The sequence below is a fragment of the Streptomyces sp. B15 genome, from assembly GCF_018070605.1.
In the GTDB taxonomy this organism is placed as follows: Bacteria; Actinomycetota; Actinomycetes; order Streptomycetales; family Streptomycetaceae; genus Streptomyces; species Streptomyces smyrnaeus.
Genome location: NZ_JAGPXJ010000080.1, coordinates 1 through 14,133 on the forward strand (window position 1 = coordinate 1; position 14,133 = coordinate 14,133).

Genomic DNA, 14,133 nt, shown 5'->3' on the forward strand with positions numbered 1-14,133 from the left:
GCGCTGCTCGACGCGGCTCTGGGCAGGGACGACGCGCTGCTGGTGCCCGTACGGCTGGATCTGCCGGGCATGCGGCGCAGGGTCGGTGAGGGGGTTCCCGCCGTCTTCCGGCACCTGGTGCGCGGCTCGGCACCGCGCGGCGGCAGCGGCAGCGGCGGCGCCGACGCGGGCGGCGGGCAAGAGTTGGCCCGTACGCTCGCCACGCTGTCCGGGCCCGACCGGCACCGCACCCTGCTGGATCTGGTGCGCGCGCACGCGGCGGCGGCGATCGGGCACGAGTCGGTGGCTTCCGTACCGGCGAAGCGGAACTTCCGTGAGCTGGGCTTCGATTCGCTGGCAGCCGTCCAGCTGCGCAACCGGCTCACCGCCGCCACCGGACTGCGGCTGCCCGCGACGCTCGTCTTCGACCATCCGACCCCGACGGCGGTGGCCGAGGTGCTGGGCGAGCGCATGGCTGAGGACGACGACCCGGCCGCCTCGGTGCTCGCGGAGCTGGACACGGTCGCCACCGCCGTCACCGCGCTGCCGGACGGCGGACGGGAGCGGGTCGCGGCCCGGCTTCAGGAGCTGCTGCGGAGCGTAGCGGGGCCCGCGGATACCGCCGCGCACTCCGACCAGGACGTGCGGCTGGAGACCGCCACCGACGACGAGCTGTTCGACATGCTCGACAGCGAGCTGAGCGGGCACGGCCACCCAGCTGCCGCCGACCACGACACGCCGTCCGAGCGGGATTGAGGGACATGGCCGACGACGAGAAGCTGCGCCGCTATCTCAAGCACGCCACCGCCGATCTGCGGCAGGCCCGGCGGCGGGTCACCGAACTGGAGGAGCGGGCGCGGGAGCCGATCGCGATCGTCGGTATGGCGTGCCGCCTGCCGGGCGGGGTGCACGGCCCCGAGGACCTGTGGCGGCTGGTGGCGTCCGGCGTGGACGCCGTCTCGGCCTTCCCGGTCGACCGCGGCTGGCCACTCGAGACGCTGACCCGGCCGGACGGCCCCGGCAGGAGCGTCACGGACCAGGGCGGGTTCCTCCACGACGCACCCCTGTTCGACGCCGGTTTCTTCGGGATCAGCCCGCGCGAGGCGGTGGCGATGGATCCGCAGCATCGGCTGCTGCTGGAGACCGCGTGGGAGACCTTCGAGCGCGCGGGCCTGGTCCGGGAAGAGCTGGCGGGCTCCCGTACGGGCGTGTTCGCGGGCGTCGCCTCGCAGGACTACATGACGCTCGCGGGCGAGACCGTCTCCGAGGACGTCGCCGGCCATATCGCCACAGGGAACAGCGGCAGCGCGCTGTCCGGCCGGGTGGCCTACACCTTCGGGCTGGAGGGGCCGACACTGACGGTGGACACCGCGTGCTCCTCGTCCCTGGTGGCCATCCATCTGGCCTGTCAGGCGCTGCGCCAGGACGAGTGCGCGCTGGCGCTCGCCGGCGGGGTGACGGTGATGGCGACGCCGGGCATCTTCGTCGAGTTCACGCGGCAGCGCGGGCTGGCCGCCGACGGCCGCTGCAAGCCGTTCGCCGAGGCCGCGGACGGTACAGGCTTCGCGGACGGCGTCGGCACGGTGCTGCTGGAACGGCTGTCGGAGGCGGAGCGCAACGGCCACCCCGTACTGGCGGTGATCCGCGGCTCCGCGGTCAATCAGGACGGTGCCAGCAACGGCCTCACCGCGCCCAACGGCCCGGCCCAGGAGCGGGTGATACGGCAGGCGCTGGCCAATGCGCGACTGTCGCCGCAGGACGTGGACGCCGTCGAGGCACACGGCACCGGTACCACATTGGGCGACCCCATCGAGGCCCAGGCGCTGCTCGCGGTGTACGGCCAGGGGCGCTCGGCGGAGCGGCCGTTGCGGCTGGGCGCCCTGAAGTCCAACATCGGCCACACCCAGGCCGCCGCCGGAGTCGCGGGCGTCATCAAGATGGTGATGGCGCTGCGGCACGGCACGCTTCCCGCCTCCCTGCACCTCGACGCGCCCACCTCGCATGTGGACTGGGACAGCGGAGGGATCGGTCTGCTGGACCGGCCGGAGCCGTGGCCCGCGAGGGACGCTCCACGGTGCGCCGGTGTCTCGTCGTTCGGGGTTTCGGGCACGAACGCGCATCTGATCCTCCAGGAGGCGACGGACGCCCGTGGCGCGGAACCGGCCGCCGATCCGGCCCACCCCCCGTCCCACGCACCAGTCCCCACCCCGGCCCGCGTCCCGGCAGTCCCGAAGGAACGGCCCAGGACGTCGGACGCCGGCCCGGGAAGCCGGACCGCCGGGCTCCCGCTGCCCTGGATGCTGTCCGCCCGCAGCGCGGCGGCGGTGCGCGGCCAGGCCGCGGCACTCGCCGCACACGCGGACGCCCACCCCGAGCAGTCCCCCACCGACATCGGCTGGTCCCTCGCCACCACCCGTACCGCCTTCGAGCACCGGGCCGTGGTGACGGGACGGGACCGCGACGCGCTCCTCGCGGCCGTCCGCGCGCTGGCGGCGGGCGAAGAGCACCAAGGCGTACTCACCTCGGGTGCGGAGCCCGGTCCCGCCGACCGCAGCGGACGGACCGTGTTCCTGTTCAGCGGTCAGGGAAGCCAGCGGGTCGGCATGGGCGCCGGACTGCACGCGCGGTTCCCGGAGTTCGCCGCAGCCTTCGACGAGGTGTGCGCGCAGCTCGCGGACGACCTGGAACACCCGTTGCGGGATGTCGTCTTCTCCGGGCCGCGTGAGGTACTGGACCATACGACCTATGCGCAGGCCGGTCTGTTCGCGCTGCAGGTCGGACTGGTGCGGCTGCTGGAGTCGGTGGGGATACGCCCCGACGCGGTGATCGGGCACTCCATCGGCGAGATCGCCGCAGCGCACACGGCCGGGGTGTTCGATCTGCCCGATGCTTGCCGGTTGGTGGGAGCGCGGGCCCGCCTCATGGGCCGTCTCGCACCCGGGGGCGCCATGGCCGCCGTCCAGGCGGAAGCGGAGGAACTCGCCGAGGACCTGACGGCCTGCCAAGGCCACGTCTCGCTCGCCGCACTCAACACCCCGGGCACCACCGTGCTGTCGGGGCCCGCCGAACTGGTCTCCCGGATCGCGGCCGCGTGGGCGGAGCGGGGGCGCAAGACGAAGTCGCTGGCGGTGAGCCACGCGTTCCACTCCCCGCTGATGGAGCCCATGCTGGACGACTTCGCAGCGGCCATCGGCGGCCTGGCCTACCGCACGCCTGCCCTCCCGCTGCTGAGCAATCTCACCGGGGAACCCGCCGAGGAACTCCTGACCACCCCGGACTACTGGGTCCAGCAGATCCGCCGGCCCGTGCTGTTCCACCCCGCCGTGTCACACATCGCCGCACGGACACAGGCGTTCGTGGAGCTCGGCCCCGACCGCACGTTGAGCACGGCGGCCAGGCAGACGCTCCAGCACGGCCCCGCGGCGCAGCAGCGCGGACGACGCGCTGCGACCTTGCCCACCCTGTCCGCCAAGCAGCCCGAGGAACTGTCCCTGGCACGGGCGCTGGCGGCGCTGTTCGCCGACGGCCACCCTGTCGACTGGGCACCGTTCTTCGCCGGGGCCCGTCCCCGAACCGTGCCGTTGCCGACGTACGCGTTCCAGCGGGAGCGGTACTGGCTCACGCCCGGCCGCCGCACCGGCGAGGTGAGCGGGACCGGGCTGCGGCCCGTGGAGCACCCATCGCTCACGGCCTCCTGGGAACTTCTCGACGGCGGTCTGCTCCTGACCGGCCGTATCACCGCCGACGGCGCCGGCTGGCTCGACGGGCAGCGGGTGGCGAAGACAGCCTCCGTGCCCGGCGCCGCACTGGTGGACTGGGCGCTGCGCGCCGCCGACGAGGCCGGATGCCCGGGCGGAATAGGCCGGCTGACGCTCCGTGAACCGCTCGTGCTGCCCGCTGCCGGGGCGCTCCTGGTACAGGTGACCGTGGGCGCACCCGGGGACGACGGCCACCGCTCCGTACGGGTGGACACGCGCCCCGAAGCGGAGGACCCCAACGGTGCGTCGGCCGGGTGGGCGTGCCACGCGGAAGGCGTGCTCACCGCGACGTCACCGCAACACCCCGGTCGGCAGGAGGACCTGGGCGAGGCGTGGCCACCGCCCGACGCGGAGCCGATGGACATCGAAGTGCTGTATACGGCGGCCGCCGAGGCGGGCCACGACTGCGGGCCCGCACTGCGGGGCGTCCGCGCGGCGTGGCGTGACGGGGAGACGCTGCTGGCGGACGTCGCGCTGCCGGAAGCCGCCGGCACACCGGCCGGGTTCGCCCTCCACCCGGCGCTGCTGGAGGCCGCCCTCCACCCGGCGCTCCCTGCCGGGGCCACCGACCGGGCTGAGGAAGGGACCGGAGAAGGGGCCGCTGAAGAACCCGGGGAAGGGCACCTTCCACGCCTGCCGTCCTCCTGGTCGAAGGTGGTCTTGTGGGCCACCGGAGCCAGGGCCGTACGTGCCCGGCTCACGCCCCTCCCGGACGGCGCCGAGGGCACCCGGCTGACGTTGGCCGACACGGCCGGGCGGCCGGTGCTGACGGCGGAAACCGTACGGTGGCGTCCCGTCGACGCCGAAAGGCTGCGCGCGGCGAGCGAGCGGGTGGCGCGGTCCGCGGACACCCCGGGCAGCGCGCCGCAGGCACGGCACCCCGCGCGGCCCGCCGCGGCGAACGGCGGCGCTCCGGGCGGCCCGGCCGACGGAACCGCCGAGGGCGCCGCGGGGTCCGCTGCCTTCGCGGCCCGTGTCACCTCGCTGCCGCCCGAGGAAGGACTGGGGCTGCTGCTCGACCTCGTACGCAGTCACGCCGCCGAAGTGCTGGGCCACGAAGGGCCCGAACTGGTACCGGCCGACCGGGGATTTCTCGACATCGGTTTCGACTCGCTGACCGCGACGGAACTGGCCGAGAAACTGGCCGCCACAACGGGGCTGTTCCTGACGACACCCGCTGTTTTCGACCATCCGAATCCCACCGCGCTCGCCGAATTCCTGCTGACCGAACTTACTCCCCGGCACGCCGTCTCGATCACCTCCGTCTGCGACGAACTCGCCCGCCTGGAGAGCACACTCCCGGGCCTGCTCAAAGACGGTGACGAAGGGCGGGCCGCGCTCAAGAGACGCCTCAAGGCCCTGCTGGCGCAGGTGGAGGAACCGCGGGCGGCAGCGAGAGATGACGGCGCCGTCGCGCAACTGGAATCCGCTTCCCTCCAGGAACTTCTCACCTTCGTCGACGAATCCCTCGGCAGAGCAGCTGCCGGTAAGGCCGGCGCTAGGTCCGCTTAAGCGGCGGCGACAACCATGACCGGACGGCGTCGCGCCGCCTCGAAACACGACGAGAGGCTATCCATGACCGAACCCGAACGGGGAATTGTTCTGGGTGGCAGCTGGGCCGGCATGCTCACTGCCCGGATGCTCTCCCGGCACATGCGGCATGTCACGGTGGTGGAACGCGACGTCTTCCCGGCCGAACCCCGCGTCCGCAAGGGGACGCCCCAGGCACGGCACAGCCACATCCTGTGGTCCGGGGGCGCCCGCATCGTCGAGGAGTTCCTGCCCGGCACACTGGACCGGCTCGCCGACGCGGGCGCGCGGCGCATCGTCTTCCAGCGGGACGCGGTGACGCTGGGCCCGCACGGCTGGCAGCACCGCTTCCCCTCCCAGCAGTTCGGCATCATGTGCGGCCGTGCGCTGCTGGACTGGGTGGTGCGGGAGGAGACGCTGTCCACCGGCAGCATCGACGTACGGCAGCACACCGAGGCCGTCCAGCTCCTCGGTGAGCCGGAGCGGATCACGGGCGTACGGGTACGGGACACGACGAGCGGGGCGGAGACGACGCTCCGGGCCGATCTGGTCGTCGACGCGACCGGACGGGGCTCCCGGCTCCCGAACTGGCTCGCCGACCTGGGACTGCCTCCACTGGAGGAGGACGTCGTCGACGCAGGGATGGCCTACTGCTCGCGCCTGTACCAGGCCCCGCCCGGTGCCACCGACGGCTTCCCGCCGGTGAACGTCGCAGCCGACCCGCACAGCGGCGAGCCGGGCCGCTTCGGTGCCGTGTATCCGCAGGAGGGCGGGCGCTGGATCGTCACCCTGGCAGGCACCAGGGGGGCGAAGTTGCCTTCCCGCGAGGCGGACTTCGTGCCCTACGCGCGGACCCTGCGCGACCCGCTCGTCGCCGACCTCATCGAAGGCGCCGAGCCGCTGAGCGACGTCATGGTCTCGCGCTTCGGCGCCAACCGCCGCCTGTACCCGGAACGGCTCGACGCCTGGCCCGAAGGGCTGCTGGTGCTCGGTGACGCGCTGGCCGTCTTCAACCCGATCTACGGGCACGGGATGAGCGCGGCCGCACGCGGGGTCGCCGCGCTCGACGAGCAGTTGGCCAAGCCCGGCCCGCACCCGGCCCGCGAGGCGCAGCGCGCGATCAGCGAGCGCGTCGACGATCCGTGGATCATGGCGGCTTCCAAGGACATCGAGTACGTCGACTGCCATGTGCGGGTCACCGACCCGCGGCTGACGGGCGGAGCGGCCGACCGGCACCAGTTCTCCGCTTTCATCGACACGCGTGCGCTGCGCAGCCCGGCTGTCAGCGCGGTGATGACCGACGTGGCCAGCCTCTCGGTCTCCCCGGCGGAACTGAGCACGAGCCGCTTCCTGGCCCTGATGTCGCGGGACGAGCTACGGCCGGAACTGGCCGCTCCCCCGCTGAGCGCGGAAGAGCTGGCTCTGGTGAACCTGGGGGCCCGCGCTCCCGCTGCCACCGCCGCTGCCCCGGGCGGCCTCGCCGCCACCGCCGGTTCCGTCAGCTCCGCACGCCCCGTCAGCGAGGAGGGTCACCCGTCGTGACCGACCGTCCCGACCCCCGTACGGCCGGGGGACAGCCGTCGTTCAGCCTGTTCTTCTTCTCCGACGACCGCGAGCGCAGCAAGGAAGCCGGCTATCACCTCGTGCTGGAGGCGGCGAAGTTCGCCGACGCCGAAGGCTTCGACAGCATCTGGGTGCCCGAGCGGCACTTCAACAAGTTCGGCGCGCCCTACCCCAACCCCGCGGTGCTCGCCGCGGGCATCGCCACGGTCACCGAGCGCGTCGGTATCCGCGCCGGAAGCGTCGTCGTGCCGCTCCACCACCCGGTGCGCATCGCCGAGGAATGGGCGATGGTCGACAACCTGTCGCGCGGGCGGGTCGGTATCGCCGCCGCCTCCGGCTGGTCGCCGGGCGACTTCTTCCTCTCCGACGCGGACTACGGCCGACGGCGGGAGGAGACCTTCGAGCGGATCGACACGGTGCGCGCGCTCTGGCGCGGCGGACCGGTCGACGTCCGTACACCGGGTGCCAGGGAAGGCGCCGGTGAGCAGCTGCTGCGCACGACCTATCCGCGGCCCGTGCAGCCGGAGCTGCCGACGTGGATCGCCACCGTCGGCACGCGCGAGACCTGGGTGCGGGCGGGCGAGTGCGGCTACCACGTGCTCACGGCGCTGGTCGCCACCACCCTCGACGACATCGCGGGCCATGTCCGCGCCTACCGCGAGGCCCGCGCCAGGAGCGGTCACGCACCGGAGGCCGGACGGGTCACCATGATGATCCACACCTTTCTCGGCCCGTCGGAGACCGAGGTCCGCGCCACCGTCCACGAGCCGCTGGTCCAGTACATCGAGACGCACATCAGTCAGGCGAGCGGGCACCCGGACGCACCCGACGCGGCCGGCAAGCGGAGCCTGGCGGAGTTCGCCTTCGAGCGCTACTACACGCACAACGGCCTGTTCGGCACCCCTGAGACGGCGCTTCCCGTCGTCGACCGGCTGCTGGCGGCGGGCGTGGACGAGATCGCCTGCCTCATCGACTTCGGCGTCGAGGACGAGGCGGTGCTGCAAGGGCTGCCGTACATCGCGATGCTGCGCAAATCCGCCCTCGAACGGCACCGTGAGGGCAGCGGTGATTGACGAGATCGCGCGGAAGAAGATCGTCGTGGAGCACAGCCGGCGGCTCAGCGGCGGTGATCTCGACGGTCTCATGGAGATGTACAGCGAGGGCGTCACCTTCGAGGACCCCGTCGGCTCGGGCAGGCAGCGGGGACGGGAGACGCTGCGGCAGCACTTCGCGCAGTGCGTGGAGGCAGGGATCAGCGAGACCGTCGGGGAGCCGGTCGCGGGCCAGGACGGCCTGCACGCACTGGTGCCGGTCCTCGCCGTCATGGACTACCTCCCCAAGGGCCCCGCGTTCGCCGAGCGCGGCTGGCTCGTTCCGCCGCCCGATGCGGAGGGCAGGCGGCTCGCCTGCGCGTACGTCCTGGTGCTGCGCACCGGAGTGGGTGGCCTCATCGAGGACCTGCGGGCGTTCTGGGGGCGGTCCGACCTCGAACTCACCCGGTGACATCACCGATCGGCCCGTGCGGGAGGCGGCATGCCAGACGAGGCGAGCAGAAAACACATGGTCCACGAGTACGCCCGGCGCATCAACGAGGGGGACGTGGAGGGGTTGCTCGAACTGTTCACGGAGGACGTGGTGTTCGAGGACCCGGTCGGTGCCCGCCCGCTGCGGGGCAGGGCCGAGCTGCGCGAGCGGATCGCCGAGGCGGTCGCGGGCGGGGTGCACGAGACACCGGGCCGGGTGGTCACGTCCATGGACGAACGATGGGTGGTGGTCCCGTCGACCATCACCGTCGAGGAGCCGACCCGGATGACCTTCAAGGTCATCGGAATCATGGAGGTCGGCGAGGACGGTCTGAGCAGGCATGTGCAGGCGTTCTGGGGCATGACCGACGCCCATGTCGGTGACGGCCCCGGGGCCGCAGGTGTCGGGAGTTACGCGGAAGTCGCCCAGCAGCTCACGGAGATGGGGCGGGCGGCCAGGGAGCGGGCCAGGCCCGCCTAGGGCGCGTGGCCGGCCGTCGGGCGCAGCGACGTGAAGGAAGGGAATCGTGACACGACCCGGACATGGAATCGTAGTGGGCGGCAGCTGGGCGGGCATGCTGGCCGCCCACGTGTTGGCCCGCCATCTGGACAGCGTCACCGTGGTGGAGCGCGACGCCCTGCCGGACGAGCCCAGGCACCGCAGGGGGACGCCTCAGGCGCGCCACGGCCACATCCTGTGGTCGGAGGGCGCCGGCATCGTCGAGGATCTGCTGCCCGGTACGTCGGAGGAGCTGCTGGCGGCCGGGGCGCGCAAGCTGCGCTTCCAGACGGACCTGGTGACGCTGACCTCGCACGGCTGGCAGCACCGCTTCCCGCCGCGCCAGTTCGGACTGATGTGCACCCGCCCGCTGCTGGACTGGACGGTGCGCCGCCGGATCCTGGCCGGCGGGCGGATCACGCTGCGGGAGCGGACCGAGGTCCTGGAGCTGGCCGGCGACGGACGACGCGTCACCGGGGTGGGGATACGGGACATCGACAGCGGCGTCCGCGAGACGCTGGAGGCGGATCTCGTGGTGGACGCCTCGGGGCGCGGCTCCCGGGTGCGGCGCTGGCTCACGGGTCTGGGCCTGCCCGCCGTGGAGGAGGACGTGGTCGACGTCGGCATGGCGTACGCCAGCAGGATGTACCGGGCGCCGGAGGGCGCGACGGAGCTGTTCCCCGCGGTCAACGTCGCCGCCGACCACCGTGAGCGGAAGCCGGGCCGGTTCGGTGTGGTGTATCCGCAGGAGGACGGCCAGTGGATGGTCACCCTCTCCTGCACCCGGGGCGGTGAACTGCCTACGCGTGAAGAGGACTTCCTCGCCTACACGGACACACTGCGCGATCCGCTGGTCAAGGACCTCATCAGCCAGGTGGAGCCGCTGACCCCGGTGTCCGCCTCGCGGCTCGGCATCAACCGGCGGCTGTATCCGGAGCGCCTGGCACACTGGCCGGACGGCCTGGTCGTGCTCGGCGACTCGCTCGCCGTCTTCAACCCGATCTACGGGCACGGGATGAGCGCGGCGGCGCGGGGTGCCGCGGCGCTGGACGAGCAGCTGTCCCGGCCGTTCGGTCCGGGCGCGGCGCACCGCGCGCAGCGGGCGATCAGCGCGGCGGTGGACGATCCGTGGATCATGGCCGCTTCCAAGGACATCGCGTTCGTCAACTGCCGCAACAGCGCCACCGATCCCCGGTTGACCGGTGGTGCCACGGCACGGCAGACGTTCGCCGATCTGGTCGCGGGCCGGTCGATCCGCTCCCCCGAGGTGTCCGACGTGGTGACGGACGTGATGAGCATGACGTCTCCCCAGTCCACGCTGGGCTCCAGCGACTTCATGGCGCTGCTGCACTCGGACGGGATGCGTCCCGACCTGGCGGAGCCACCGCTGAGCCAGGAGGAGATGGATCTCGTGGGCCTGCGCCCGCGCAGTGCCGTCGGCGCGCGCGGCGCCGTGGCGCGGTGACGGACGGAAGTCCGGGCATGACGGACACGAGCACAGTCGTCGAGTACTTGCGATGGACGGCGGCCGAGTTGCACCGTACGCAGCAGCTGCTGCGCGAGGCGGAATCGGGCGCCGAGGAACCCGTCGCGATCGTCGGGATGGCCTGCCGGTTCCCCGGTGACGTCCGCACCCCGGAGCAGTTGTGGGAGCTGCTGGCCGACGGGCGGGAGGCGCTCGGCGACCTCCCCTCGGACCGGGACTGGGACCTTCGGTGGCTGTCCGGGGCCGGGATACGGGCCAGGGGCGGCTTCCTCGACGGAGCGGCGGACTTCGACGCCGAGTTCTTCGACATGGGCCCGGAGGACGCGCTGGCGACGGAGCCGCAGCAGCGGCTGCTGCTGGAGGTCGCCTGGGAGGCGGTGGAGAGCGCGGGCATCGATCCGCGGACGCTGCGCGGCAGTTTTACCGGGGTGTACGCGGGTGTCTCGTACCACGACTACGCCTCCCGGCTGCGCACGCTGCCTCCCGAGCTGATGGGGCACCTGGGCAACGGGAACGCCGCGAGCGTCGCCTCCGGCCGCGTGGCGTACGCCTTGGGGCTCGTCGGCGCCGCGGTGTCGGTGGACACCGCCTGCTCGTCGTCGTTGACCGCGATGCATCTGGCCTGCCAGTCGCTCCGCCGGGGCGAGTGCGAGCTGGCGCTCGCCGGCGGCGCCGCCGTCATGTACAGCCCGCACACTCTCCTGCTCTCCGCCCACCAGGGCCAGCTGGCGCCGGACGGCCGGTGCAAACCGTTCGCCGCGGCCTCGGACGGCATGGTGTGGGGCGAGGGCGCCGGCCTGGTGCTGCTGGAACGGCTGTCGGCGGCGCGTCGCAACGGGCGGCGCATCCTCGGCGTCATCCGGGGCTCGGCCGTCAACCAGGACGGCGCGAGCACCGGCATGGCGGCGCCCAACGGGCCTGGCCGCCAGCAGCTGTTCCGCCAGGCCCTGGACGACGCCGGACTGGCGCCGGGCGCCGTCGACGCGGTCGAAGGGCACGGCACCGGCACCGCCATCGGCGATGCGATCGAGGCTCAGGCGGTCCTGACCGTCTACGGCCAGGACCGCCCGGACGGGGAGCCGGTGTGGCTCGGATCCAGCAAGCCGAACGTCGGGCACTGCCAGGCGGCCGCCGGGGTGGCCGGCGTGGTGAAGATGGTGCTGGCCATGCAGCACGGGGTGCTGCCCCCGACGCTGGGTGTGGACCGGCCGACGCCCCTGGTCCGCTGGCGGTCCGGGGCCGTACGGGTGGCCGGTGAGCTTGTGGAGTGGCCGCGCCGGGACGGACCGCGCCGGGCCGGCGTATCGGCGTTCAGCGTCTCCGGCACCAACGCCCATCTGATCCTGGAGGAGCCCCCCGAAGCTCCGGACGCGGATCCCGGGGACGACCGCTCGGCCGGTGCGGTGCCGTGGGTGCTGTCGGCCCGCAGCCCCTCCGCGCTGCGGGCACAGGCGGCGCGGCTGGCCGGGCATGTGGCCGCTGGTCCCGGTCTGACGCCGCTGGACGTCGGATGGTCACTGGCCACGGGCCGGTCGGTGTTCGAGCACCGCGCCGTCGTACTCGGCGAGGACCGCGGTGAACTGGTGGCGGGGCTGGAAGCGCTCTCCGCCGGCACGGCCCATCCACAAGTGGTGGTCGGCGACGGTTCCGCGGGCGGTCCGCAGGGCGCGGGCGCCCGCAAGGCCGGTCTGGTGTTCGGCGAGGGGACCGCTCCGCACCCCGGTACTGGGGCCGGGCTGTACGCGCGCTTCCCGGTGTTCGCCTCCGCCTTCGACAAGGTGTGCGCACAGTTCGACGCGGAGCTCGCACGCCCGGTGCGGGAGGCGCTGTTCACGGGCGGCCGCGAACTGCGGGAGCAGCCGGTGTATGCGGCGTCCGCGGTGTTCGCGCTGCACGTCGCCCTGGCGCGGCTGCTGGGAGCCGCCGGGATCGATCCCGGCCCGTTCGTGGGTCATGGCGTGGGTGAGATCGCCGCCGCATACCTCGCCGGTGTCTTCGGGCTGCACGACGCCGGCAAGCTGGTCGCGGCCCGCGCCGCGCTGCACGGCCCGCAGGGCACGCCGCAGGACGCGGACGTACAGGCTCGGCTGCGCGAGTTGCTGGGCACGGTGACGTTCGACAAGCCGGCCGTTCCGCTCGTCTGCGACCCGGCGGGGCAACCGGTGGGTGAACGCGCCGCCGCCCCGGAGTACTGGCTGGAACAGCTGACGCGGCCCGCGCCGCCCTGCCCGGTCCTCCCGGCACAGTCCGCGGAGGGACCGCTGCTGTACCTCGGCCCGGTGCCCGAGGCCCCCGCGCCGGGACTGCTGTACACCTCCGCCCGTCCGGACGCCGGGGAGAGCGAGGAGCACGCCCTGCTCAGCGCCCTGGCGCGGGCCCATGTGCAGGGAGTGGCGGTCGACTGGGCAGCGCTGTTCGAGGGAGCCGGCCGCCCGCGCACCGTCCCCCTTCCCACCTACGCCTTCCAGCGGCAGCGCTATTGGCTGGCGGAGAGCGTGCCCGTCGACGAGGAGGGCTCATGACCACGAAACACCTGTCACACGGATATCTGCTGACGGCCCACGAGCTGCTGCACGACCCCTACGGGGGGTTCAACCGGCTGCGCGAGGAGAACCCGATCGCCCAGGGGAATCTCAACGGCAGCACGGTGTGGATCATCACCCGGCACGACGATGTGAGCGCGGTGCTCAACGACCGGCGCTTCGTGACCAACTCGGGCTCGGTACCGGGGCGGACGGACGAGTACGCCGAGGTGCTGGAGAAGATGGGCATCGGGCCGGACCTCATTCCGTACCTGGCCGGCGAGCTGGTGCGTACCGATCCGCCGGAGCACACCCGGCTGCGGAAGCTGGTCACCCGGGCGTTCTCGGCGCGCCGCGTCAGGGAGCTGCGTCCGCGTGTCGAGGCCCTGACCGGCCAGTTGCTGACCGCGCTGCCGGACCACGCCGCAGAGGACGGCTCGGTCGACTTCATCGCGCACTTCGCCCACCCTCTGCCCATCATGGTCATCTGCGAGCTGCTGGGCGTCCCGCGCACGGACGTGGCGCGGTGGCAGGGCTGGGGCAGCGACTACATGAGCATGGAACCGCGGCGGTTGAACACCATGCTCTCCGAGGTGGCCGTCTACATCGGTGAGTTGGCCGACCGGCGTCGTGCCGAGCCGACCGACGATCTGCTCACCGGACTCGTCCAGGCACGCGACGGGGACGGCAGGCTCTCGGACACCGAACTGGTCACCATGGTGCTCGCGTTGATGATCGCCGGGTATCCCACCACCTCGCAGCTGCTGGGCAACGGCCTGGTGGCACTGCTGACCCACCCGGACCAGCTGGCGCTGCTGCGCGAGGATCCCGGCCTGATGCCCGGCGCGGTACAGGAGCTGTTGCGCTGGTGCGGCCCCGCCGTCGTGAGCAAACTGCGGTACGCGGCCGAGGACATCACCCTGGGAGGCACCCTGATCCGGCGGGGTGACTGCGTCCAGGTGGTGCTGGGCTCGGCCAACCACGACCCGGGACGGTACACCGATCCCGGCCGCCTGGACGTGACCCGCGGCGCCGATGCCTCGGGGCCGCACCACTTCGGATATTCGCAGGGTATCCACTACTGCCTCGGCGCCATGCTGGCCAACCAGGAGGCGGAGGTCGCCCTTGCGGGGCTGCTGGGCCGGTACCCCGACCTCGCGCTCGGCGTGCCGGAGGACCGTCTGGAGTGGAAGGCCCAGCCGCTCACCAGGGTCCTGGTCCGACTCCCGCTGTCGCTGGGCACCGCCAGGGCCGCCTGAGCGACCGGGCCCGG

The 14,133-nt window shown here is 72.9% G+C and carries 9 protein-coding genes; all 9 read left to right on the plus strand.

The annotated features are described in order from the left end of the window. Positions 1-735, plus strand: a 735-nt coding sequence (locus tag KBY19_RS27910; RefSeq protein ID WP_247691496.1) for an acyl carrier protein, incomplete at its 5' end; no start/stop codon positions are given. A 5-nt stretch (positions 736-740) separates the two neighbouring features. Beyond that, complete coding sequence (locus KBY19_RS37340; RefSeq protein ID WP_210966956.1) at positions 741-5,249, plus strand: type I polyketide synthase; 4,509 nt, start codon at positions 741-743, stop codon at positions 5,247-5,249. Positions 5,250-5,312: 63 nt separating this feature from the next. Then, on the plus strand, positions 5,313-6,809 hold the full coding sequence (locus tag KBY19_RS27920) for an NAD(P)/FAD-dependent oxidoreductase (RefSeq protein WP_185016026.1): 1,497 nt from the start codon (positions 5,313-5,315) through the stop codon (positions 6,807-6,809). After that, a complete protein-coding gene (locus tag KBY19_RS27925; protein WP_185016027.1) occupies positions 6,806-7,903 on the plus strand; it encodes a MupA/Atu3671 family FMN-dependent luciferase-like monooxygenase in 1,098 nt (365 codons plus the stop codon). Before KBY19_RS27920 ends, KBY19_RS27925 begins: the two co-directional genes overlap by 4 nt. After that, on the plus strand, positions 7,896-8,333 hold the full coding sequence (locus KBY19_RS37345; protein WP_210966957.1) for a nuclear transport factor 2 family protein: 438 nt from the start codon (positions 7,896-7,898) through the stop codon (positions 8,331-8,333). Before KBY19_RS27925 ends, KBY19_RS37345 begins: the two co-directional genes overlap by 8 nt. A gap of 30 nt (positions 8,334-8,363) precedes the next feature. Then, on the plus strand, positions 8,364-8,834 hold the full coding sequence (locus KBY19_RS27935; RefSeq protein WP_185016029.1) for a nuclear transport factor 2 family protein: 471 nt from the start codon (positions 8,364-8,366) through the stop codon (positions 8,832-8,834). A gap of 46 nt (positions 8,835-8,880) precedes the next feature. Beyond that, entirely contained in the window at positions 8,881-10,317 is a 1,437-nt protein-coding gene (locus KBY19_RS27940; RefSeq protein ID WP_185016030.1) for an FAD-dependent monooxygenase, read from the plus strand. A gap of 17 nt (positions 10,318-10,334) precedes the next feature. Beyond that, positions 10,335-12,860, plus strand: coding sequence for a type I polyketide synthase (locus tag KBY19_RS27945; protein WP_210966958.1), 2,526 nt, complete (start codon positions 10,335-10,337; stop codon positions 12,858-12,860). After that, positions 12,857-14,119, plus strand: a complete 1,263-nt coding sequence (locus KBY19_RS27950; RefSeq protein ID WP_185016032.1) for a cytochrome P450 — start codon at positions 12,857-12,859, stop codon at positions 14,117-14,119. Before KBY19_RS27945 ends, KBY19_RS27950 begins: the two co-directional genes overlap by 4 nt. Positions 14,120-14,133: the final 14 nt, after the last annotated feature.

Coding starts and splice junctions, on each gene's coding strand:
- KBY19_RS37340 (WP_210966956.1), top strand. CDS start 741: ATGGCCGACGACGAGAAGCTGCGCCGCTATCTCAAGCACGCCACCGCC.
- KBY19_RS27920 (WP_185016026.1), top strand. CDS start 5,313: ATGACCGAACCCGAACGGGGAATTGTTCTGGGTGGCAGCTGGGCCGGC.
- KBY19_RS27935 (WP_185016029.1), top strand. CDS start 8,364: ATGCCAGACGAGGCGAGCAGAAAACACATGGTCCACGAGTACGCCCGG.
- KBY19_RS27945 (WP_210966958.1), top strand. CDS start 10,335: ATGACGGACACGAGCACAGTCGTCGAGTACTTGCGATGGACGGCGGCC.
- KBY19_RS27950 (WP_185016032.1), top strand. CDS start 12,857: ATGACCACGAAACACCTGTCACACGGATATCTGCTGACGGCCCACGAG.